Raw genomic sequence first — 23,245 nt, forward strand, 5'->3', positions numbered from 1 at the left:
ACATTGTTTAAAAGGGCCGCAAGGCCCTTTTTTGTATCTCTTGATAAAGTAGGCTGAGGCAAGCATGGCAAACGCAACGTTTTACATCATCACCCCTGACTCACCTCAAGCGAAAGCTGAGGGGTTTGGTGAGTATGTGCTATTTCTTGCCAAACACTTCGCCAAACAGAACGCTAAAGTTTACCTCAACTGCCACGACAAAGCGCATGCCGAACAGATCGCTGAGTTATTTTGGCAAGTCGATGCCAAGGAATTTATCGCCCATAATCTTGTTGGAGAAGGGCCGAAATATGCAACCAACATTGAGATTGGTTACCAAGGAGTAAGACCTTCTTGGAACCGGCAGCTTGTAATAAATTTGGCGGAAAATGAGACAACCTTTGCGAACAAGTTTGCTGAGGTGGTAGACTTCGTCCCTTGCGAAGAAAAAGCCAAGCAACTGGCGCGAGAAAGATATAAAATCTACCGCCAAGCGGGCTATCAGCTACAAACGATTGAGATCGCACACAGCTAGCAGCAACAAAATATGCAACCGGTCAATCTTTATAGTTAAGCTCTCCACTTAGAGAGTTCACTTATAATGATTGACTACGATTACCATCAACGTATCCAGTAAATGAGTACTATGGAAAAGACATACAACCCAACTTCAATCGAACAAGCTTTATATCAAGCTTGGGAAGAGAAAGGCTACTTCAAGCCACACGGTGACACGACGAAAGAAGCTTACAGCATCATGATCCCGCCACCGAACGTCACTGGTAGCCTACACATGGGCCACGCGTTCCAAGATACGATCATGGATACTCTAATCCGTGCTGAACGTATGAAAGGTAAGAATACCCTTTGGCAGGTAGGTACAGACCACGCTGGTATCGCAACTCAGATGGTTGTAGAGCGCAAGATCGCTGCAGAAGAAGGCAAAACTAAACACGATTACGGTCGTGATGCTTTCATCGACAAAATCTGGGAATGGAAAAACGAATCTGGCGGCACTATCACTAAGCAGCTTCGTCGCCTAGGCGCATCTGTAGACTGGGACCGTGAGCGTTTCACTATGGATGATGGCCTATCTAACGCTGTTCAAGAAGTGTTTGTTCGTCTATACGAAGAAGACCTAATCTACCGTGGTAAGCGTCTAGTAAACTGGGATCCAAAACTACACACTGCAATTTCTGATCTTGAAGTTGAAAACAAAGACAAAAAAGGCCACATGTGGCACTTCCGCTACCCGCTAGCAAATGGCGTGAAAACGGCTGAAGGTAAAGACTACATTGTTGTTGCGACGACTCGTCCAGAGACAATGCTTGGTGATACTGGTGTTGCTGTAAACCCAGAAGATCCTCGTTACAAAGATCTTATCGGTAAAGAGATCCTACTTCCTATCGTTAACCGTCTGATCCCTATCGTAGGTGATGAGCACGCAGATATGGAAAAAGGCACAGGTTGTGTGAAAATCACTCCTGCACACGATTTCAATGACTACGAAGTTGGTAAACGTAACAACCTACCAATGATCAACATCCTAACTTTCAACGCAGACATCCGTGATGCGGCTGAAATCTTCACTACTAACGGTGAAGCGAGCGATGTTTACTCAACTGAACTACCTGCTAAGTACCACGGCATGGAGCGTTTTGCTGCACGTAAAGCGATCGTTGCTGAGTTTGAAGAACTAGGTCTTCTTGATGAAATCAAAGATCACGACCTAACAGTTCCTTACGGCGACCGTGGTGGCGTGGTTATCGAACCAATGCTAACTGACCAATGGTACGTGCGCGCTGCACCTCTTGCTGAGCCTGCAGTTAAAGCAGTTGAAGATGGTGAAATCCAATTCGTTCCTAAACAGTACGAAAACATGTACTTCTCTTGGATGCGTGACATTCAAGACTGGTGTATCTCTCGTCAGCTTTGGTGGGGTCACCGTATCCCTGCATGGTATGACAACGATGGCAATGTATACGTAGGCCGTACTGAAGAAGAAGTACGTGCAAACAACAACCTTGCACCAGTCGTGGTTCTTCGCCAAGACGACGACGTACTTGATACATGGTTCTCTTCTGCGCTATGGACTTTCGGTACTCAAGGCTGGCCTGAGCAAACTGAAGACCTGAAGACATTCCACCCTTCAGACGTTCTAGTAACAGGCTTCGACATCATCTTCTTCTGGGTTGCACGTATGATCATGATGACCATGCACTTCAACAAAGATGAAAACGGTAAGTCGCAAGTACCATTCAAGACAGTTTACGTAACGGGTCTAATCCGTGACGAAAACGGTGACAAGATGTCGAAGTCTAAAGGTAACGTACTTGACCCTATCGACATGATCGATGGTATCGACCTTGAGTCTCTAGTAGAGAAGCGTTGTGGCAACATGATGCAGCCTCAGCTAGCGAAGAAGATCGAGAAGAACACGCGTAAGACTTTCGAAAACGGTATCGAACCATACGGTACTGACGCACTGCGTTTCACTCTTGCTGCTATGGCTTCTACTGGCCGTGACATCAACTGGGATATGAAGCGTCTTGAAGGTTACCGTAACTTCTGTAACAAGCTATGGAACGCGAGCCGTTACGTACTGATGAATACAGAAGAGCACGACTGTGGCATGTCACTATCTGCTGAAGACCGTGCAAACATGGAATTCTCTCTAGCGGATAAGTGGATTGAATCTCAGTTTGAACTAGCTGCGAAAGAGTTTAACGCTCACCTAGACAACTTCCGTCTAGACATGGCAGCAAACACGCTTTACGAATTCATCTGGAACCAATTCTGTGACTGGTACCTAGAGCTAACTAAACCGGTTCTTTGGAAAGGTACAGAAGCTCAGCAGCAAGCAACTCGCTACATGCTGATCACTGTTCTAGAGAAGACGCTACGTCTTGCTCACCCAGTGCTTCCTTACATCACTGAATCTATCTGGCAGAGCGTTAAGCCACTAGTAGACGGTGTTGAAGGTGAAACTATCATGCTTCAAGCGCTTCCTCAGTTTAACGAAGAGAACTTCGACGCTGAGATCGTAGAAGACATCGAATGGGTTAAGACTTTCATCACGGCTATCCGTAACCTACGTGCGGAATACGACATTGCACCTAGCAAAGGTCTAGAAGTGATGATCAAAGTTGCTAATGAGAAAGACGCAGCGCGTATCGAAGCGAACAAGGTCGTTCTGAACTCTCTTGCTAAGCTAGATAGCCTAACTGTTCTTGCAGACGACGCTGAAACTCCAGCATGTGCGACTAAGCTAGTGGGTCAATCTGAGCTGATGATCCCAATGGCCGGTCTTATCGATAAAGATGCAGAACTTGCTCGTCTTGATAAAGAAGTGCAGAAAACGCACGGCGAAATCAAACGCATCGAAGGCAAGCTAGGTAACGAAGGTTTCGTTGCTAAAGCACCTGAAGCGGTTATCGCTAAAGAGCGTGAGAAGCTAGTAGGCTACCAAGAGACACTAGCGAAGCTTGAAGAACAGAAAGCAACAATTGCTGCGCTATAATCTCTAGTAGCATGTGCTAAAAATTAAAAAGGCTTGCCATTCACCGGCAAGCCTTTTTTATAGATTAAATTATGATCTAATTCTGTCTCTCAAGAGTACCATTTTCAGAGTCATAGTTGAGTACAGGGCTGTTTAAACCTTGTCTTGATGCCACATAATAAAAATCGCACTGCCCCCAACCGCTACCGTAAGCCACGACAACGTCAAAACTCTCTGCTGCCTCTATTAAGTTGGCATCAGATATCGTAATAGATGAAGTATTATATGATGGAGAGTTACTCAAAACTCCCTCCCAAATCTGCAAACAATCAGCAAAGTCACTCGTCCGCCCATCAGGAGTACCACTGGAAGCAGGGTAACAAGTACCAATCGCTGCAGCAGTCACACCCTCAATCTGAACTAATAAGTGATCACTCGCTTGGCCACCGGTGATAACACTATCACCGCCATTCATCACACAAGAAGCCTCAAACAGAGATAAACCAGACCGAAAAGCAGAAAAAATTCCATTAGCTGCCGATTCATGGGCATCTTGAGACATGTTTAAGAAACGTGGGGCCGCTACTACAGCTAAAGTGCCAAGAATCACTATAACCACGACCAGTTCAATTAATGTGAATCCTTTCTCTCTCATCTTCACCACATTCCTTATCAATACAAAAGCCAGTATAAATAAGACATTCAATATGTAAAGTTTATGTACTTAGCATGTAAAACAAACAATTAGTAAAAATCAACTCTCGCTGATGCTCTTACCTCTGTATGCTTTTTAATTGTACTCAGCTGTGACTTTCTTCTAACTTTATAAGAGAAACTGTAAACAGGAATGCCTATGCCCTCTTACTTACCTTTACTAGGATCGCTTACGATTCTGACTTCTACCCTAGCCTTTGCTGAGGAAGATCTAAAAGTCGTTAAGATCTCTGCTGGCAACTGGCCTCCTTTTATCGGGGAGCAGCTAGAGGAGTTTGGTCATGTAGGGCAAATCGTTCAACAAGTCTTTGCTAGCCAAGGATATAAGGTGGAGTTTCACTTTTACCCTTGGAAGCGAGCTTACAAGAAAGCCAGTGATGGTCATTATGTCGCGACTGCGGTGTGGATGTACGACGAAGAGCGTGAAGAGCACTTCATGTTTAGCGATCCTGTTGCCCAAGAGCAATTTGTCTTCTTTCATCTAAAAGAGACCGAGTTCAGTTGGTCTAACTTAAGTGACATTAAGGGTAAGCTACTAGGCGGTGGATTAGGTTATAGCTATGGTGAATCACTCGACGCTTTAATTGAGAGCGAACAGGTTTCGATTAATCGAGTTGAAGACCCTGAAAAAGCGTTTCAGCTTTTGAAATATCGCCGTGTTGAACTCGTACCTGAAGAAAAGCACATTGGCTTATTCTCATTGAGTAAGCTGCCGGTAGAGACTCAAGCTTTGATCACCTATCACCCTGAACCGTTTCTTTCCAACGACAGCTTTTTAATGTTCTCGAAGGCTCACCCTGACGCCAAAGCACTGCTAGAAATCTTCAATCAAGGTCTCAAACAGATAAAACTAGCTCAAAGCCAAAACGACTAAATCACGCGATTTTGATCTCGACCTTCAACAAATACCGTGATGTTATCCATCAAGATATTCGCTAAGCTTTGAATCGAGGAGTCACTTCCCCAAGCCACATGGGGCGTGAGTAATAAGTTCGGCAGATCCATGTTCGCAATAAGCACATTGCTTTCATCAGCGGGCTCCTCAGTAAACACATCGACTCCAGCTCCACTAATGACGCCTCCTTTCAGCGCATCCACCAGCGCATTTTCGTCAATCAAACCACCTCGCCCTGTATTGATAACAATGCTGCTTGGCTTCATTGCCGCAAGCTCATCGCGGCTAATCAAGTGATGAGTATTTGAATTGAGTGGGCAGTGCAAGGTTAAAACGTCTGAAACCGCTAACACGTGTTCAAAGGGAACATAACCATCTCGACACTCTTCAGCGCCTTTACGCTCAGCGAACAAGACATTCATACCCAGGGCTTTGGCTAACGTGGCTGTTGCTTGGCCTAATGCTCCGCTGCCAATCACGCCCAAAGTTGATCCGGCGGTATCACTTATTGGATGAGTGAAGAAACAGAACTGTTTGTTGCGTTGCCACTCTCCTGCAGCAATATCATTGTGGTAACCCTTGAGGTTGCGTTTTAAGGCAAACATCATCGCCACAACATGCTCTGGTACAGACTGTGTCGCGTAGCCTCGAACATTTGCAACGGCAATCCCTCGTTCACGGCATGACTCAATATCAATGTTATTAAAGCCTGTCGCAGCGACGGCAATCATTCTAAGTTGTGGTAGTTGAGCTAGAACTGCTCGATCAAGCACGACTTTATTGGTGATCACAATTTGCGCGTCTTGCAGGCGATCAATCACTTGATCGGGGGAGGTAAAGTCGTATTCGATCCATTGATGATCGAAGGGAAGATGGGGCAATTCAATGTGTGTTGGGATCGTAGCACGATCGAGGAAAACAACGGTTGGCAGCGACATAAGAACTCCTTGTGCTGCCAGCGTTTATCCATCGTGTCCTACGGGGTGGGCAGCGTTTTGTAATCCGGTAATTCTCGCACAGGATTGAAATAGTTAAAGATCATCGCTTCCGCTTCAAGATAGAAGTCACATGGAACGAACTGACTTTGTAGCTCTTCACTCGCTGGGTGGTAAAAACTCAACTCTGCCGCATGCAGTTCAAGGCGATCCGAATATTCGAAAGCATCCCCTTCTGAATAGAATTCATCACCAACAATTGGGTGTCCTAATGCCTGCATGTGAACACGCAACTGATGTGATCGACCCGTGATAGGTAACAATCGAACAATCGTCGTCTTTTCTTCACGTTTTGCCACTTGATAAAGCGTTTGAGACGGCTTGCCATCTTGGTAACACACTTTCTGCTTTGGACGATTAGGCCAATCACCAATCAAAGGCAAGTCCACCTCTCCTTCATCTTCCTCGACGACACCCCATACGCGAGCATAGTAGATCTTATGAGTAAGACGATATTGGAATTGCTTTTTAAGCGAACGTTCTGCCTGCTTATGTTTGGCAAACAGCATCAAGCCAGATGTGTCCATATCTAAACGGTGCACAACTTGAATATCAGGAAAGGTTTCAACTAGGCGAGAGCACAAACTGTCATAGTGCTCCGCTAAACGGCCTGGTACAGACAGCAACCCAGATGGCTTATTTGCAATCAAGATATCCGCATCTTCAAACACGACATCAACCCAAGGTTCTGTCGGCGGGTTATATTCCAGCATTGCCATAAGAAGCTCTCTACCATAAAAACGAAAACGTCATTCCTGATAGCGACGAAGGAGTATGGTCAGGAATCTCTAACAATTAGAGAGATTCCTGGCGTCTCGTTCCTCGATTCAGGAATGACGTGAATAACGAAAATTAGTTGTGAGAAACCACAATCATACGTAACGAATCGAGCTGATACTGAGCTTGGCTGATGTAGCCATTGAGCTCTTTAATCTGCGCATCAATTGCTTCTATCTCTTCATCACGAATGTTTGGGTTCACCGCTTTCAAAGCTTGTAAGCGCTCTAACTCTGAGTTCAAACTCGCTTGCATCCCTTGCTGTGCTTGATTGCGGATAGCTTCCACTTTCTCAACAATCAGCTTCTCACCGGCTTCAATCATTTGATGAACTTGAGCTTGAACCGATGCCACCAGCTTAGTCGCAATATGACGACCCACTGGGCTCAATTGACGGTTGAAGCTTTCAAACTCAACTTGAGCAGAGAGGTCATTGCCTTTGCCATCTAACATCATACGAATAGGTGTTGTTGGCAGGAAGCGGCTAATACCACTGCGTTTCGGAGCTTGCGCATCTACTTTGTAAACAAGCTCAAGTAGCATAGTGCCAACTGGCAGAGCTTTGTTTTTCAACAGTGAAACAGCGGTTGTACCAACACCTTCGCTCATCAGAAGATCGATACCACCTTGAATCATTGGGTGCTCCCAACTGATAAAGTTCATATCTTCACGCGAGAGTGCCGTTTCACGATCAAAAGTAATCGTCGCACCTTCATACGGTAGACCTGGGTAGCTTGGTACCAGCATGTGCTCAGATGGCGTTACGACTAGGGCATTTTCGCCTTTGTCATCTTGGTCAAGGCCGATAGTATCAAACAGGCTTAGTGCAAACGTCACTAGGTTAGTGTCACCATCGGTTGACGCGATCTTGTCAACAATCGCTTGCGCTTTCTCGCCGCCGTTTGAGTGCATCTCTAGTAGACGGTCACGGCCTTGCTCTAGCTGCGCTTTTAGCTCTTTGTTCATCGCTGCTGATTCAGCAATCACATCATCAAGATCAGTGGTATCACCTGACGCTAACATCTCAATCAAACGGTCTGCGTATTTGTCGTAAACCATACGACCCGTCGGACAAGTCTCAGCAAATGAGTTAAGACCTTCATCGAACCAACGTGCAAGAATCGCTTGAGAGGTACCTTGTAGGTAAGGCACATGAATATCGATATCTCGGTTCTGACCAATACGATCCAGACGACCAATACGCTGCTCGAGCAAATCAGGGTTGAACGGCAGGTCGAACATCACCAATTGGTTAGCGAATTGGAAGTTACGCCCTTCAGAGCCAATCTCACTACAGATAAGAACCTGTGCACCGCCCTCTTCTTGTGCAAAGTAAGCCGCAGCTTTATCGCGCTCAAGAATCGACATGCCTTCATGAAATACCGTTGCGCGAATACCTTCACGCTCACGCAGTGCTTGTTCTAATTGAAGTGCGGTACTCGCACGTGAAGCAATCACTAGAATCTTATCACTGCGCTTATCTGTGATCTTCTCTAGTAGCCAGTTCACACGGCTATCAAATTGCCACCAGCTTGAGTCTTCGCCTTCAAACTCTTGGAAGATCTCTTCTGGATAGAGGTTTTTCACCGCGCGAGCTTCTGCACTCATTTTGCCGCCAATCATGCCTGCAACACGCATTGAGGTGGTGTACTGCTGTGGAATTGGCATTGGCAGTAGATGAACATTACGCTCAGGGAAGCCTTTGATTGCCGCACGAGTATTACGGAAGAGAACGCGGCCAGTACCGTGACGATCCATTAGATTGTCGATAAGTTCTTGGCGAGCTGCCGCTTTCGCTTCTTCATCACTGTCGCTTTCGATAATACGGAACAGCGGTTCAACATCTTGCTCAGACAGAAGCTCAGTAATTTGGTTTTTCGCTTCATTTTCTAGCTTTTGACCAGAGAACAGCGCACTGACTGAGTCAGCAACTGGGGCATACTGCTCTTCTTCTTTGACGAACTCTTCATAGTCGAAGAAACGGTCAGAGTCTAACAAGCGAAGACGGGCAAAGTGGCTCTCTCGACCCAACTGTTCTGGCGTTGCCGTTAACAACAATACGCCTGGTGTTTTTTCTGCAAGGCCTTCTACCACTTGGTATTCACGGCTTGGTTTCTCTGGGCTCCACTCTAGGTGGTGCGCTTCATCGACGACCAGTAGATCCCACTCACCTTCCAATGCTTGCTCAAAGCGTTTACGGCTCTTGCGTAGGAAGTCCAGCGAACACAACACGTATTGCTGAGTATCGAATGGGTTATCAGAATCGGCGAATGCTTCGATACAACGCTCTTCATCAAAAATAGAGAAATGCAGGTTGAAGCGGCGCATCATCTCAACCAACCACTGATGCTGCAGTGTTTCTGGTACCACAATTAGGATACGTTCAGCACGACCAGCCAAGACTTGTTGGTGAATGATCATACCCGCCTCGATGGTTTTACCTAGACCTACTTCATCAGCTAGTAAAACACGAGGCGCATGACGGCGACCAACTTCGTGTGCAATGTATAACTGATGAGGAATCAAACCTGCGCGCATGCCACAAAGGCCACGCATTGGGCTCTTATGCTGCTCATATTGGTTCATTAATGCACGGTAACGAAGCACAAAGTTATCCATACGATCGATTTGACCCGCGTACAGTTTATCTTGTGGCTTATTGAAACGGATTTGGTTGCTCAGCATGATTTCACGCAGAACAACACCTTCTTCGCCGCTATCTTCGCGTGTACCTACATAACTAAATAGGCCTTGGTCTTCGACCACTTGCTCAACTTTTAGAGACCACCCTTCTTGGCTGTCAATCACGTCACCAGCATTAAAGGTTACTCGGGTTACAGGCGCATCATTTCGAGCGTATACTCGGTTTTCTTCAGAAGCTGCAAACATTAGTGTCACAGTACGAGCATCCAATGCTACAACGGTTCCTAAACCTAGATCGCTTTCCGTATCGCTGATCCAGCGCTGGCCCAAAGCAAATGTCATGAATCGACTACCTCATCTATTTAATTCGAAAATGGGTCTATAAATCTTAGCTGTTCTTACGCAACTTGAAAGGCAACTGACGAGGAAAAAGTGTGTCAGCTACTGCGCAGAAAAAGGTCGCTAATCTTACTCGAAGCTGTGACATTGGTCACGTACAAAGGCCTCAAAAAACAACAATTTTTTATTCAAGCTGAGGATGACATCAAGTTGTAAGAAATCAGTGGCACTTCTATCTAAGAGTGTTGAAAAACCGACTTATACTTATTGATGAAAACGCATCCAAATTCAGTCAACTTTATGACAGGAACGAAAGATGCATGAGTAAGAAGACAATCAACACGGGTTTGCAGTATTTGTAGAAGACTCTGATTGCCAAGCTACAAATCTGTAAGCAACCGAAGGTAGACCACTTCATGTGGAATGCATGAGGGGTAAGCAAGCCGCAACTCGGCAAGGAGACGCTTATGGGTGATACAGACCGGAAACTATTTGTCCTCGATACCAACATTCTTCTTCACGAACCACTCGCCATCTATTCCTTTAAAGAGCATGACGTTGTTATTCCAATGACTGTGCTCGAAGAGCTAGACCGAATCAAAGACAGCAAACGCGACGTAGCTCGCGATGCACGTGTTGCGATTCGAGCGCTAGAAGCAATGTTCAAAGACGCCACGCCTGACGAAATTTCTGAAGGTATTCCAATTAACAAAGATTTCGACTCAACAGGCAATATCTCGATTTTGGCTGATTTTGAGTTGCAAGAAACGGTCAAAGCGTTTGCCGATAAAGCGGGCGACAACCGAATCTTAAATGGTGTGCTCTACTTACAGAATAAACGCGCTCCACGCGAAGTCATTCTGGTCACCAAAGACATCAACATGCGCTTGCGAGCAAAAGGCGCAGGTGTTCGCTTTGTTGAAGACTACCGAACTGACCAATTGATTGATGACGTTCAATACCTAACAAAAGGCTTTCAGGAAATTGAAGGAGAGTTTTGGAATAATGTAGACAATGTTGAAACGAAGAACCATCTGGGCCGAACGTATCACACCTTAGATAGAGAGCCGTTTGAACCCACCTACATTAACCAGTACATGATTGACCAGGAGAGCGACTTTGCAGGGCGAGTGGAAGACATTACTCCAGACACCATTACCCTCCAAGACCTGAGTCGTGAACGTATGATGCACCGCCGCGTGTGGGACATCACGCCCAAAAACATTTACCAAGGAATGGCGCTTGATGCCCTACTTGATCCTAATATTGACCTAGTCATCTTAACGGGAGCAGCAGGTAGTGGTAAGACCCTACTTGCAATGGCCTCTGCCCTAGAGCAAACCATAGAAAAAGGCATCTTTGATAAGATCATTGTTACCCGCAACACGCCTGATATAGGTGAGGCGATCGGTTTCTTACCCGGCAGTGAAGAGGAAAAGATGATGCCTTGGCTTGCTGCGGTCACCGACACCCTAGAGGCGCTGCACAAGAATGATCACTGCACAGAAGGCTCACTCAAATACATTTGTGACAAAGCGAACATCCAGTTTAAATCGATCAACTTCATGCGAGGTCGTTCAATCCAAAATGCCTTTGTGTTGTTGGATGAGTGTCAGAACTTAACGGCATCACAAATCAAAACCATCATCACCCGTTGTGGTGAAGGCACCAAAATTGTCTGCTCTGGTAACTTAGCGCAGATAGACTCTCACTATCTAACCCCAGTCACCTCCGGTCTGACTTATATGGTGGAACGCTTTAAAAACTTCGAAGGTAGTGCCAATATCCACTTAAACGGTGTGGTACGTAGCCGACTTGCTGAATTTGCTGAAGAAAACCTCTAATTTAGAATTAATAATCACCAATGCCGAGATAAAATTCATATCCCGGCATTTATTTAAAATAACTATTCACAAATAACCTTCAAATATGTTTAACTATCTCCATAATATGAATGGACATTCAAGGACTGGAGCATGGCCTTTAATCTGCGTAACCGAAACTTCCTCAAGCTACTCGATTTCACTCCGAAAGAGATTCAATTTTTGCTCGATCTTTCTGCTGATCTGAAAAAAGCCAAATACTCTGGTACAGAACAGAAAAAGCTAGTGGGTAAAAACATCGCTCTAATCTTTGAAAAGGCTTCGACGCGAACACGATGTGCTTTTGAAGTGGCGGCTTTTGACCAAGGTGCTCAAGTCTCATATATCGGTCCATCAGGCTCTCAAATTGGTCACAAAGAGTCGATGAAAGATACCGCTCGCGTACTCGGTAGAATGTACGATGGCATTGAATACCGTGGCTTTGGTCAAGAGATTGTCGAAGAGCTAGGTGCACATGCGGGCGTGCCGGTTTGGAACGGTCTGACCGACGAATTTCACCCAACTCAGATCCTAGCGGACTTCTTAACCATGCTAGAGCACGGGCGTGGTAAACAGCTGCATGAGATCAAGTTCGCTTATCTCGGTGATGCGCGCAACAACATGGGTAATTCGCTGTTGGTCGGTGCCGCTAAGATGGGTATGGATGTTCGCCTTGTCGCGCCAAAAGCGTACTGGCCGGAAGAAGAGCTCGTCACTGAATGTCAGGCTATCGCTGAGCAGACTGGCGCAAAGATCACCCTAACTGAGAACGTCGAAGAAGGCGTCAAGGGTTGTGATTACCTTTACACTGACGTGTGGGTGTCAATGGGTGAGTCCGCACAAGCGTGGGATGAGCGTGTCGCTATGATGACGCCTTATCAAGTCAATATGGACACAATTAAGAAAACAGGCAACCCACTAGTGAAGTTTATGCACTGCCTACCTGCTTTCCATAATGACGAGACCACCGTTGGCAAAGAAGTCGCTGAAAAATATGGCATGAACGGGTTAGAAGTCACCGAAGAGGTGTTCGAGTCAGAGCACTCCATTGTATTTGATGAAGCAGAAAACCGCATGCACACAATCAAAGCCGTGATGGTCGCCACACTTGGTAGCTGAGAACAGTCAATATTCGACACAAAAAGCGTCGATGTAATCGCTTGCGTTAACAAATCTTCAGCGTATAATGCTCGGCAATTTGTCTGGAGGTAGTAAAACAATGCCACGTAATTCGTGCTCAACAAAGCGTATTACACTGGGTAAGCCAAAGTGCTTATCGGCGTTAGTTTTTTCTGTTTCCATCGATTTCTAAAGCCTCCCGTTATGGGGGGCTTTTTTATTGCCTAAATTTTAGTACTCAGATGGGAAGATGATTATGACCAACACGCTTTATAACAAGCACATTATCTCGATTCCTGAGCTTTCTCGTGAAGAGCTCGAATTGATTGTCAAAACAGCGGGTGAGTTAAAAGCCGATCAAAAACCTGAGTTAATCAAAAACAAAGTGATTGCGAGCTGTTTCTTTGAGCCTTCAACCCGTACTCGCCTTTCATTTGAAACGGCGATTCAACGCATCGGCGGCAGCGTGATTGGTTTTGATAACGGTGGCAATACATCACTCGCTAAGAAAGGCGAAACCTTGGCTGACTCAGTTCAAGTTATTTCTTCTTATGTCGATGCGTTTGTTATGCGTCACCCACAGGAAGGGGCAGCACGCCTTGCGTCTGAGTTTTCAAATGGTGTTCCCGTCATTAATGCAGGCGACGGTGCCAACCAACACCCGACACAGACGTTGCTCGATCTGTTCTCTATCGCTGAAACACAGGGCCGTCTAGACGACTTGAATGTTGCTTTCGTTGGTGACCTTAAATATGGTCGTACTGTCCACTCTCTGACACAAGCGCTAGCTAAGTTTAACAACGTGCGTTTCTTCTTTATCGCACCTGAAGCCCTTGCGATGCCAGATTACATCTGTGAAGAGCTAGATGAAGCGGGTATTGAATACAGCCTGCACACCGACATGGAAAGTGTTGTTCCTGAACTGGACGTCCTTTACATGACTCGCGTACAAAAAGAGCGTTTTGATGAATCTGAATACGCACACATCAAGTCAGCTTACATCCTGACAGCAGCACTACTTGAGGGTGCACGTGAAAACCTGAAAGTGCTTCACCCACTGCCACGTGTTGATGAAATCACGGTTGATGTAGATAAAACACCGCACGCTTACTACTTCCAGCAAGCTGAAAATGGGGTTTACGCCCGTGAAGCGCTACTGGCGCTTGTTCTAAACGAAACACTGTAATCGAGGGAGAAATAAAGATGTCTAAAGAAACTCAATTGCAGGTAGAAGCAATTAAAAACGGTACGGTAATCGACCATATCCCTGCTCAAATAGGTATTAAAGTCCTCAAGCTATTCTCGATGGACAAATCGAACCAGCGTGTCACGGTCGGTTTAAACTTGCCATCTTCAGCACTGGGTCATAAAGATCTGCTCAAGATTGAGAACGTATTCGTTACAGAAGAACAGGCAAGCAAACTCGCTCTGTACGCACCTCACGCAACCGTGAATCAAATCGAAAATTACGAAGTCGTGAAAAAGCTGCCACTTGAACTGCCTGAGCAAGTAAACAATGTGTTTGAATGTCCAAATACTAATTGTATTACTCACGACGAACCTGTTGAAAGTAGCTTCAGCGTTTTGGAAAAGAAAGAAGACATTCGCCTTAAGTGTAAGTACTGCGAAAAAGTATTCTCACGTGAAATTGTCACTGAGCGTTAGTCGCTAACCGTGCTATCTTGATGAGATAAAAGCGTGATCCCTACTCCAACCGAGTGGGGATTTTTTCTTTACGCAGTCTATAAATCACGGCACACTGAAGCCTCTTATTTCCCCCTAAAACAGATGGAACATAATAATGACTAAAGTACTTCATACAGAATCAGCACCAGCAGCTATCGGCCCTTACGTTCAAGGTGTAGACCTAGGTAACATGGTACTGACTTCTGGCCAAATCCCAGTAAATCCAGCAACTGGTGAAGTATCTGCAGATATCGCAGAGCAGGCTCGTCAATCACTAGACAACGTTAAAGCGGTTGTAGAAGCGTCTGGCCTATCTGTTACTGATATCGTAAAAATGACTGTATTCGTAAAAGACCTAAACGACTTCGGCACTGTAAACGAAGTTTATGGCAAGTTCTTCGACGAGCACAATGTAGCAAACTACCCAGCACGTTCATGTGTTGAAGTTGCTCGCCTACCAAAAGATGTAGGTATCGAAATCGAAGCAATCGCGGTTCGTAAATAAGCGCGATTAAAGCAGAATGAAAAAAGCGAGCCGATGAGCTCGCTTTTTTGTTTGTTGGCGCACTGAATTAATAGTACTTGTCGCAACCAGTGTGCAATTGTGGGTTATCAATCAAGTCATCCACTTCAACAGCCATTTGCTGATGCGAATCGGAATGTTCAACGAGTAGTGAGCGTGTTTGCGCGTCAACCACTAGGACTTTCCCAACCCCTTGTTGGCACTCTACCAACATCCCTTTTTTGATCTCACTAATGTCCATCATTCTCTCCTTATGTAGTAAAGAAGAGTACGGAAGAGGTGAATAACAAGATCAAAAAAGCCGACAATCATGCCGGCTTTCAAAATAGTTTAGGGCGAACTTACTTAACGAAGTCTACACCTGTTTGAATGTCACCATTCAATGTTTCTAGCATACCGTCTAGTGCTGATTTTTCGAAATCACTTAGAGGGCCGTAGCTAAGCACTTCTTCCACACCATCTTTACCTAGTTTCACAGGCTGTGCAAAGAATGGGGCGTGCTCGCCATCACCTTCAACGTAAGCGTATTCAATCACTTCTTCACCTTGCGCCGCTTTCACAAGCGCTAGGCCAAAGCGACATGCTGCTTGACCCATAGATAGAGTCGCAGAGCCGCCACCCGCTTTTGCTTCAACAACTTCCGTACCCGCGTTCTGGATACGTTTAGTCAGTGCCGCAACTTCTTGATCCGTAAACTCAACACCTTCAACCTGTGAAAGTAGAGGAAGAATCGTCACACCAGAGTGGCCGCCGATGACAGGAACACGTACTTCGCCTGGATCTTTATCTTTAAGATCAGCAACAAACGTTTCAGAACGAATCACATCCAGTGTCGTAACACCAAATAGACGACGCTTATCGTAGACGCCGGCCTGCTTTAGTACTTCTGCTGCGATTGGCACCGTTGTGTTCACTGGGTTGGTAATGATACCCACAAGAGCTTTTGGACATACATCAGCAATACGCTGAGCAAGAGACTTCACAATGCCCGCATTCACATTGAACAGGTCTGCACGATCCATACCTGGTTTACGAGCAACACCTGCTGAAATTAGTACAACATCTGCACCTTCTAACGCTGGTGATGGGTCTTCACCTGCGTAACCTTTGATCGATACTGGCGTTGGGATATGGCTTAGATCAGCGGCAACACCTGGAGTAACAGGGGCAATATCATAAAGCGCAAGATCTGAACCTGCAGGAAGGCGGTTTTTAAGTAGTAGAGCTAGGGCTTGACCGATGCCACCAGCGGCACCAATAACGGCTACTTTCATCGTAGTTCTCCTTGAGATGACTCTCTTATATGTTTTGTAGGTTGAATGTGTTTCAGTGATTTCAAACTATAGTAATCACAAGCTGATTACAAACAGTTAACGTCAGCTTTGCGACCTTGCGCAATGCATCGAAAAGAGTGCGTCACGCCTTTTGGCAATTAGCTTGTTGATCTCTTTCTATCGGGGAGAATTATACGCCTTTATGTCAATAAATCGTGCCAGTTTACAGTGATTTGTTAGACAGAATTGATGTTTATCATTGGCAGTATTTGCATATCTATGCGAGAATATTCACTTGCTTTTTATAAATAACAATAGAAAGAGAACCATGCGCCATTCAGAAAAACAAGATAACCTCGTCCGCGCTTTTAAAGCCCTGCTAAAAGAAGAGCGTTTTGGCTCCCAAGGCGATATTGTCGAAGCGCTGAAAAACGAAGGGTTTGAGAACATCAACCAGTCGAAAGTGTCTCGCATGCTGACCAAGTTCGGAGCTGTTCGTACACGTAATGCTAAAATGGAGATGGTTTACTGTCTTCCTGCAGAGCTTGGTGTTCCGACTGTTTCAAGCTCTTTACGTGAACTTGTGCTTGATATCGACCACAATAATGCACTGGTTGTGATTCACACAGGCCCTGGTGCTGCACAGTTAATTGCTCGTCTACTGGATTCCCTCGGTAAAGCTGAAGGCATTTTAGGTGTTGTCGCTGGAGACGATACTATTTTTATTACTCCGACCCTGTCTATCACAACCGAGCAGCTGTTTAACTCAGTTTGTGACCTGTTTGAGTACACGGGTTAACCAGTTAAATTCATTATTTGAATGAATATCACACTACAGTCACGCCTATATCCATGGCGTGATTGAGATCACATCTTAAAAAAATCATACATTTTGACTAGACATATCGTAAATGACTGATTTTTATACTCTTAAATTATAAACCCTCCTTATTAAGAATTATCGTACTTAGCGATTTTCACTATATCCCTTAACATTCATGTAATTATGTGCCGATTTTTTGCTATTATTCAGCCACTTTTTCAACATACGGATTGAAAAAGATGCCGTTTCCATCAATAGGAAACGCCCTTAGCAACTACAATTGCAAAGGGGTAATAATGAATAAAGGAAGGGAAATTCATGGCATTAAACAAACTTGTTAAGGTTGGCGCAATTGCTGCTGCAGTTATGGGCGCAGGCGCTGTTAACGCTCAAGAGTTCATCACAATCGGTACTGGTTCTGTAACGGGTGTTTACTACCCAACTGGCGGTGCGATCTGTAAGCTTGTTAACAAAGGCCGTAAAGACCACAACATCCGTTGTTCTGTAGAATCGACAGGTGGTTCGATTTACAACGTGAACACTATCCGTGCAGGCGAACTAGACTTCGGTATCGTTCAGTCTGACTGGCAGTACCACGGTTACAACGGTACAAGTAAGTTTGCTGAGCAAGGCCCGTACAAAGAGCTACGTGCAGTATTCTCTCTACACACAGAACCGTTCAACATCATCGCTCGTAGCGATGCTGGTATCGAAGACGTTTCTGACCTTAAAGGCAAACGCGTAAACATTGGTAACCCAGGTTCTGGTGACCGTGCAACAATGGGTGTTGTGATGGAAGCTATGGGCTGGACTAACGATGACTTCAAACTTGCTTCAGAGCTAAAAGGTTCTGAGCGTTCACAAGCACTTTGTGACAACAAGATTGACGCATTTGTTTACGTGGTTGGTCACCCGAACGGATCTATCAAAGAAGCAACAACATCATGTGATGCGAAGCTAGTTTCTGCAACTGGTGCGAAAATCGATGAAATCGTTGCGAACAACCCTTACTACGCATTCAGCTCAGTTCCAGCAGGTATGTACCGTGGCACTGACAAAGACGTAAACAGCTTCGGTGTTGCTGCAACTATGGTAACAACGACTAACGTTTCTGATGACGTTGCGTACAATGTAGCGAAATCTGTATTCGAAAACTTCGATACATTTAAGCGTCTACACCCAGCATTCGCGAACCTGAAGAAAGAAGACATGGTTCAAGCGGGTCTGTCTATCCCTCTACACCCAGGTGCAGAGAAATACTACAAAGAAATTGGTCTACTTAAGTAATCCAAATCTTTGACAACTAAGGGGGCGTATCGCCTCCTTAGTTTATGTCTTTGTGGTCAATGAAATGACTACACTCTATTTTGAGTTTCACATTCTTGAAACTCTTTCTCGTTTTATACCTAAGAAACCCACACAACTGAGCAATATTTCATCTTTTCACTACACTAAAAGATGCTAAATAAAGGTTCTCATAATCATAAATATACGGACCATTTATAATAAGGATAAAGTACATGTCGAAGACAAACACTCCGTCTCAAGATGTGCAAGAAATGGTAGCTCAATCCGACACTGGTGCACGTGCTCCTTCAGGACTACCAGGTCGCATTTTGTGGTTTGTGCCGCTATGTTGGTCTCTATTCCAACTTTGGTACGCCTCCCCTCTACCATTCATTTTTGATTTTGCCGTACTTAACGATACTGAAGCGCGTTCAATCCATTTGATGTTTGCGGTGTTCCTAGCATTTACTGCTTACCCAGCACTAAAAAACTCACCTAGGGACCGAATTCCACCAGTCGATTGGTTACTTGCGCTTGCGGGTAGTTTTTCTGCTGCTTATATCTATATTTTCTATACCGAACTCGCGAACCGTTCAGGCGCACCAACAACGTTTGATATCGTTGTTGCTGTTACGGGCATGGTTCTACTTTTAGAAGCCACTCGCCGTGCTCTTGGTCCTCCGCTAATGGTGGTTGCAGCTGTATTCTTGCTGTACACCTTTGGTGGCCCTCACATGCCTGATGTTATTGCTCACAAAGGGGCAAGCTTAAACAAAGCGATGTCTCACCTATGGCTAACCACCGAAGGTGTCTTTGGTGTTGCACTTGGCGTATCAACCTCTTTTGTTTTCTTGTTTGTACTATTTGGTGCCATGCTGGAACGTGCGGGCGCGGGCGCATACTTCATCAAGGTTGCATTCTCTCTACTTGGCCATATGAAAGGTGGTCCTGCAAAAGCTGCAGTTGTTGCATCAGGTCTATCTGGCCTAGTTTCAGGCTCATCGATTGCTAACGTCGTAACTACAGGTACATTCACGATTCCATTGATGAAACGTGTTGGTTTCCCTGGGACAAAAGCGGGTGCCGTTGAAGTTGCAGCTTCAACCAACGGTCAGCTTACTCCACCAATCATGGGTGCAGCGGCGTTCTTGATGGTTGAATATGTAGGTATCTCTTATGTAGAAGTTATCAAAGCGGCGATTCTTCCTGCTCTGATTTCATACATAGCTCTTATCTACATCGTTCACCTTGAAGCTTGTAAAGCGGGTATGACAGGTCTTCCTCGTCGTCATAACCCTACGCTACTCGCTAGCCTGCTGTCATTTACTGGCACGATTCTAGGTCTGTGTGTCATTAGTGGCGCAGTTTACTACGGTGTAGGCTGGACTAAAGATGTCTTCGGCGATGCGGCAACACCGATTGTTACAGTTGCTCTACTACTTTCTTATGTTGGGCTCGTTAAGATTTCATCTAACTACGCGAAAGAAGGTGCTATCGAGATTGATGCTGAGCTGACAGAAGTGCCTGATCCAGGTCCAACAATTAAATCAGGTCTGCACTTCTTGCTACCAATCGTTGTTTTGGTTTGGTGTTTAACGGTTGAACGCTTCTCACCTGGTCTATCTGCTTTCTGGGCAACAGTCTTTATGATCTTCATCCTACTGACTCAACGTCCATTAATCGCAATGATGTCTAAAGAGGGATCGGTAGCCGAGCAAACTAAAGAAGGTTTTGTTGATCTAGCTGAAAGTTTAGTTTCAGGCGCTCGTAATATGATTGGTATCGGTGTTGCAACGGCAGCAGCAGGTACGGTCGTAGGTGTGGTGACACTGACGGGTATTGGTCTTGTAATGACTGACTTCGTCGAGTTTATCTCGGGCGGTAACATCATCCTAATGCTGTTGTTTACTGCAGTCATCAGCTTGATTCTAGGTATGGGTCTACCAACAACCGCAAACTACATCGTTGTATCAACCCTGATGGCGCCTGTTATCGTGACACTTGGTGCACAAAGTGGCTTGATCATTCCACTGATTGCGGTTCACCTATTCGTGTTCTACTTCGGTATTTTGGCGGATGATACACCACCTGTAGGTCTTGCAGCCTTTGCAGCGGCAGCAATCGCGAAATCAGATCCGATACGAACAGGTATACAAGGTTTTACCTACGATATTCGAACTGCCATTTTGCCATTTATGTTTATCTTCAATACTCAGCTACTGTTGATGGGCATTGATAGTATTTGGCATTTGTTGATGACCATTATCTCCTCGGTTATTGCCATGTTGATATTCTCCGCGGCAACCCAAGGATGGTGGTTTACCAAGAACAAGTGGTGGGAAACAGTCGCACTGTTGGTTCTAACGTTTACTTTCTTCCGTCCAGGTTTCTGGTGGGATCAAGTTTACCCAGCGAAAGTACTACACCCTGGTACTGAGATTGTTCAGATCACTGAAAACTTGAAAGTTGGTGAGGAAATTGAACTTCTCGTTGCTGGTGAGAACCTTGAAGGTGACTACATCTCGAAAACAGTTCGCCTACCATTCGAGGATCGTGCGACAACAGCAGAAGAGCGTATTAGCTCTATGGGCCTAATGCTCAACGATGCCAACGGTCGTATGCTAGTCGATATGGTTGAATTTGGCAGCCCTGCTGAAGCGGCTGGTGTCGATTTTGATTGGGAAATCCGTTCTGTGGTTGTTGATGCAGACCGACCAATGAAAGAGTGGGTATTCGTCCCTGCTCTTATCCTTCTGATTGGTCTGGCGATGAACCAGAGACGACGAGCTCGAAAGGAACAACTGAGCGCGTAACTTAATCAGCCCCATGCGCAGTGTGGGGCTACAATTAAGCTAAGGATGCATTAACTCGACCTGTTATTTGAGGTCACTAAAAGAGAACTCTCAATGTATAAGCAAATTCTTGTTCCTGTAGATTTAAACGACAAAGGCTTCTCAGACAAAGCAGTAGAGCTCGCCGTTTGGCATGCGAAACACTCTAATGCCGAAGTACATCTATTGAATGTATTACCAGGTATTCATATGTCGATGGTCGCGAGCTACTTTCCAAAAGATGCTGCATTGAAAATGAAAGCCGATGTTGAAAATCAACTAAAAGAGTTCGCCGTTAATCACATCGATGATGATGTCGTGTACCGAGTGCACGTGGGTGAAGGTAAGCCTTACTCAACGATTTTAGATTACGCTGAAAGACTGGGCGCTGACCTTATCGTCATGCCAAGTCATAAGCGCTCAAAGATGGATAAAGTCGTTTTAGGTTCTGTCGCAAGCAAAGTGGTACAGAACTCACCAATCAATGTTTTGGTGGTTAAACCTCAGGGTTAAGACTTTGCCACAACTCTTTAAAAGGCGCTCCTTAGCGCCTTTTTTATTGTCTAAGTTCGGTTGATAGGTAATAGCTATCAATATAATCGTTTCAATCCAATTCATTTAATAAGAATAATTCTCAATAATAACCCTATCGAACATACACAACGATTAGGTTATTCCCATGAAAAAGACTCTCACCTTTGCAGCGATTCATTTCACCATTGCGTTTAGCGTTGCTTACTTGCTAACAGGTGACATTCTTATCGGCAGCCTAGTCGCAATGGTTGAGCCGACGGTTAACTCGGTCGCTTTCTACTTTCATGAAAGAGCTTGGCAACAAAGCCGGTTACTACAACGATTGGCGACTTCAGCCAGAGTAAAAACGATCAGCTTTGCAATCGTACACTTTAGCGTAGCCTTTGGTGTGGTGTATTTGATGACAGGTGATGCGTTTATTGGGGGTGTAATGGCAACCATTGAACCAACAATCAATACGGTTGCCTACTACTTCCATGAAAAGGTGTGGCTAAGAAAACAAGAAACCACACCACACTGGCACTGTGTACATGCTTAAATTGGGTAGTGAGAAACGCACATATCTTTATTCAAGCCAACGTGAAAGCGTTGGCTTTGTCCGTCAAGCGTCACTTCCAGTAGGTAAAGATCTTGCGGATTAGGAGAGACTTTATCAGCATAGATTGGGGCTTCAATCTGGAACAAAGCACTCGCATGATCACTTCTGACATCAATCGGTAAATGGTAAGTCATACCATTGAACTTCACCGATGCAGAGATAAGGCCTGGCGAGTAAGTTTTGTAATGGAGATCAACTAAAAACTCACACCCACCACCATGGTGCCAAATTTGCTCAGTTGTAATGTGTTCGAGCCGCACATTGCGAATAAACTGTAGATACGGCACTTTCCATATACCAACTCGAGTATCAATCTTTTGATAAGCCTGTTCGCCTAGAGGGCACAGTTCCACTTGATCCTCTTCGAAAAGCAGAGCTTCCTCTTCCTCTAAGAACAGAATTTCAAAACGGTTACGACCTAACTGCAAGTATGGTCGAATGTCTTTTTTATACTCAGCCTGAGAACCGTCACAGTCGAATACAGCAACACCATTGAGTCGAACTTCTGCATGGTAATCAATACCCGCAATCACTAAGTCAACCGATGGGAACGCCATCATAGACTCATCTACTTCAATGTCGTGCATCAGATGCCACTCTTGTGAAGCAATCTCAGTTTCAGTCAGACTCGTTGGTAGGACAGCACTTAAAGGCGCAGGAAAAGTAATATCATCTTGGGGGATAGATAAATCAGTCAGAGGAGAAACCTGCCAAAGGCCTGCAAGTGAAAGTTCCATATCGTTGTTTAGTCCTAGGGTCTGTTGTGGCACGATTATACTGCTAACTATGCAATAAAAGAACTATGCCAAATGAGACGGATAAAAAAATACCAGCCGGTGTTGGCTGGTATCTAAGAAATTTTAACAA

Annotated in this window: 20 protein-coding genes; 13 read left to right on the forward strand and 7 right to left on the reverse strand. The window is 45.1% G+C overall.

The annotated features are described in order from the left end of the window. The first annotated feature begins 64 nt into the window (after nt 1-64). Both F0231_RS14295 and F0231_RS14300 read left to right on the forward strand, forming a co-directional pair. A complete protein-coding gene (locus F0231_RS14295; protein ID WP_171760375.1) occupies nt 65-514 on the forward strand; it encodes a DNA polymerase III subunit chi in 450 nt (149 codons plus the stop codon). Nucleotides 515-625: 111 nt separating this feature from the next. Continuing rightward, complete coding sequence (locus tag F0231_RS14300; protein WP_171760376.1) at nt 626-3,499, forward strand: valine--tRNA ligase; 2,874 nt, start codon at nt 626-628, stop codon at nt 3,497-3,499. Nucleotides 3,500-3,575: 76 nt separating this feature from the next. Here F0231_RS14300 and F0231_RS21160 read toward each other — a convergent pair whose 3' ends face one another. Beyond that, nucleotides 3,576-4,133, reverse strand: a complete 558-nt coding sequence (locus F0231_RS21160; RefSeq protein WP_171760377.1) for a prepilin-type N-terminal cleavage/methylation domain-containing protein — start codon at nt 4,131-4,133, stop codon at nt 3,576-3,578. Between the two features lie 198 nt (nt 4,134-4,331). Between F0231_RS21160 and F0231_RS14310 the strand changes: the two genes are divergently transcribed. Next, nucleotides 4,332-5,066, forward strand: a complete 735-nt coding sequence (locus F0231_RS14310) for an ABC transporter substrate-binding protein (RefSeq protein ID WP_171760378.1) — start codon at nt 4,332-4,334, stop codon at nt 5,064-5,066. Here the strand turns inward: F0231_RS14310 and F0231_RS14315 are convergent. The 3 genes from F0231_RS14315 to rapA all read right to left on the reverse strand — a co-directional run bounded on the left by F0231_RS14315 (nt 5,063) and on the right by rapA (nt 9,844). Further along, nucleotides 5,063-6,025 (reverse strand): D-2-hydroxyacid dehydrogenase, encoded by a 963-nt coding sequence (locus F0231_RS14315; protein ID WP_171760379.1) that lies wholly within the window; start codon nt 6,023-6,025, stop codon nt 5,063-5,065. The genes F0231_RS14310 and F0231_RS14315 overlap by 4 nt on opposite strands. Before the next feature lie 38 nt (nt 6,026-6,063). Further along, on the reverse strand, nt 6,064-6,801 hold the full coding sequence (locus F0231_RS14320) for an RluA family pseudouridine synthase (RefSeq protein ID WP_171760380.1): 738 nt from the start codon (nt 6,799-6,801) through the stop codon (nt 6,064-6,066). Nucleotides 6,802-6,934: 133 nt separating this feature from the next. Next, on the reverse strand, nt 6,935-9,844 hold the full coding sequence (gene rapA / locus F0231_RS14325) for an RNA polymerase-associated protein RapA (protein WP_171760381.1): 2,910 nt from the start codon (nt 9,842-9,844) through the stop codon (nt 6,935-6,937). A gap of 464 nt (nt 9,845-10,308) precedes the next feature. On the opposite strand from rapA, the gene F0231_RS14330 reads away from it, so the two are divergent. The 5 genes from F0231_RS14330 (at nt 10,309) to F0231_RS14350 (ending at nt 15,013) form a co-directional block, all read left to right on the forward strand. After that, nucleotides 10,309-11,685 carry a PhoH family protein gene (locus F0231_RS14330; protein WP_171760382.1) on the forward strand — a complete coding sequence of 459 codons (1,377 nt, stop codon included), beginning with the start codon at nt 10,309-10,311 and terminating at the stop codon, nt 11,683-11,685. A 132-nt stretch (nt 11,686-11,817) separates the two neighbouring features. Beyond that, entirely contained in the window at nt 11,818-12,822 is a 1,005-nt protein-coding gene (locus F0231_RS14335) for an ornithine carbamoyltransferase (RefSeq protein WP_171760383.1), read from the forward strand. 256 nt (nt 12,823-13,078) lie between these two features. Further along, entirely contained in the window at nt 13,079-14,008 is a 930-nt protein-coding gene (gene pyrB, locus F0231_RS14340) for an aspartate carbamoyltransferase (RefSeq protein WP_171760384.1), read from the forward strand. A gap of 17 nt (nt 14,009-14,025) precedes the next feature. Next, nucleotides 14,026-14,487, forward strand: a complete 462-nt coding sequence (gene pyrI / locus F0231_RS14345) for an aspartate carbamoyltransferase regulatory subunit (protein WP_171760385.1) — start codon at nt 14,026-14,028, stop codon at nt 14,485-14,487. A 136-nt stretch (nt 14,488-14,623) separates the two neighbouring features. Continuing rightward, a complete protein-coding gene (locus F0231_RS14350) occupies nt 14,624-15,013 on the forward strand; it encodes a RidA family protein (protein WP_004747250.1) in 390 nt (129 codons plus the stop codon). A gap of 67 nt (nt 15,014-15,080) precedes the next feature. On the opposite strand, the gene F0231_RS14355 is transcribed toward F0231_RS14350, so the two are convergent. Together F0231_RS14355 and mdh are read right to left on the reverse strand one after the other, a co-directional pair. After that, entirely contained in the window at nt 15,081-15,272 is a 192-nt protein-coding gene (locus F0231_RS14355; protein ID WP_171760455.1) for a hypothetical protein, read from the reverse strand. A 100-nt stretch (nt 15,273-15,372) separates the two neighbouring features. Beyond that, the gene (gene mdh / locus F0231_RS14360) at nt 15,373-16,305 is read right to left on the reverse strand and encodes a malate dehydrogenase (RefSeq protein ID WP_171760386.1); all 933 of its coding nucleotides are present in this window, start codon (nt 16,303-16,305) and stop codon (nt 15,373-15,375) included. A gap of 328 nt (nt 16,306-16,633) precedes the next feature. Between mdh and argR the strand changes: the two genes are divergently transcribed. From argR to F0231_RS14385, 5 genes are all read left to right on the forward strand, one after another. After that, nucleotides 16,634-17,104 (forward strand): transcriptional regulator ArgR, encoded by a 471-nt coding sequence (argR, locus tag F0231_RS14365; protein WP_171760387.1) that lies wholly within the window; start codon nt 16,634-16,636, stop codon nt 17,102-17,104. A 342-nt stretch (nt 17,105-17,446) separates the two neighbouring features. Further along, nucleotides 17,447-18,415, forward strand: coding sequence for a TAXI family TRAP transporter solute-binding subunit (locus F0231_RS14370; RefSeq protein ID WP_171760388.1), 969 nt, complete (start codon nt 17,447-17,449; stop codon nt 18,413-18,415). A 233-nt stretch (nt 18,416-18,648) separates the two neighbouring features. Further along, nucleotides 18,649-21,228 (forward strand): TRAP transporter permease, encoded by a 2,580-nt coding sequence (locus F0231_RS14375; protein WP_171760389.1) that lies wholly within the window; start codon nt 18,649-18,651, stop codon nt 21,226-21,228. Nucleotides 21,229-21,321: 93 nt separating this feature from the next. Further along, nucleotides 21,322-21,759: a universal stress protein gene (locus F0231_RS14380; RefSeq protein WP_171760390.1), complete on the forward strand. Its 438-nt coding sequence runs from the start codon at nt 21,322-21,324 to the stop codon at nt 21,757-21,759. 166 nt (nt 21,760-21,925) lie between these two features. Beyond that, nucleotides 21,926-22,318: a DUF2061 domain-containing protein gene (locus F0231_RS14385; RefSeq protein ID WP_171760391.1), complete on the forward strand. Its 393-nt coding sequence runs from the start codon at nt 21,926-21,928 to the stop codon at nt 22,316-22,318. On the opposite strand, the gene F0231_RS14390 is transcribed toward F0231_RS14385, so the two are convergent. Next, nucleotides 22,315-23,115 carry a hypothetical protein gene (locus tag F0231_RS14390; RefSeq protein WP_171760392.1) on the reverse strand — a complete coding sequence of 267 codons (801 nt, stop codon included), beginning with the start codon at nt 23,113-23,115 and terminating at the stop codon, nt 22,315-22,317. The two genes, F0231_RS14385 and F0231_RS14390, sit on opposite strands and share 4 nt — an antisense overlap. Nucleotides 23,116-23,245: the final 130 nt, after the last annotated feature.

Source organism: Vibrio sp. RE86 (genome assembly GCF_013114545.1).
Lineage (GTDB): Bacteria > Pseudomonadota > Gammaproteobacteria > Enterobacterales > Vibrionaceae > Vibrio.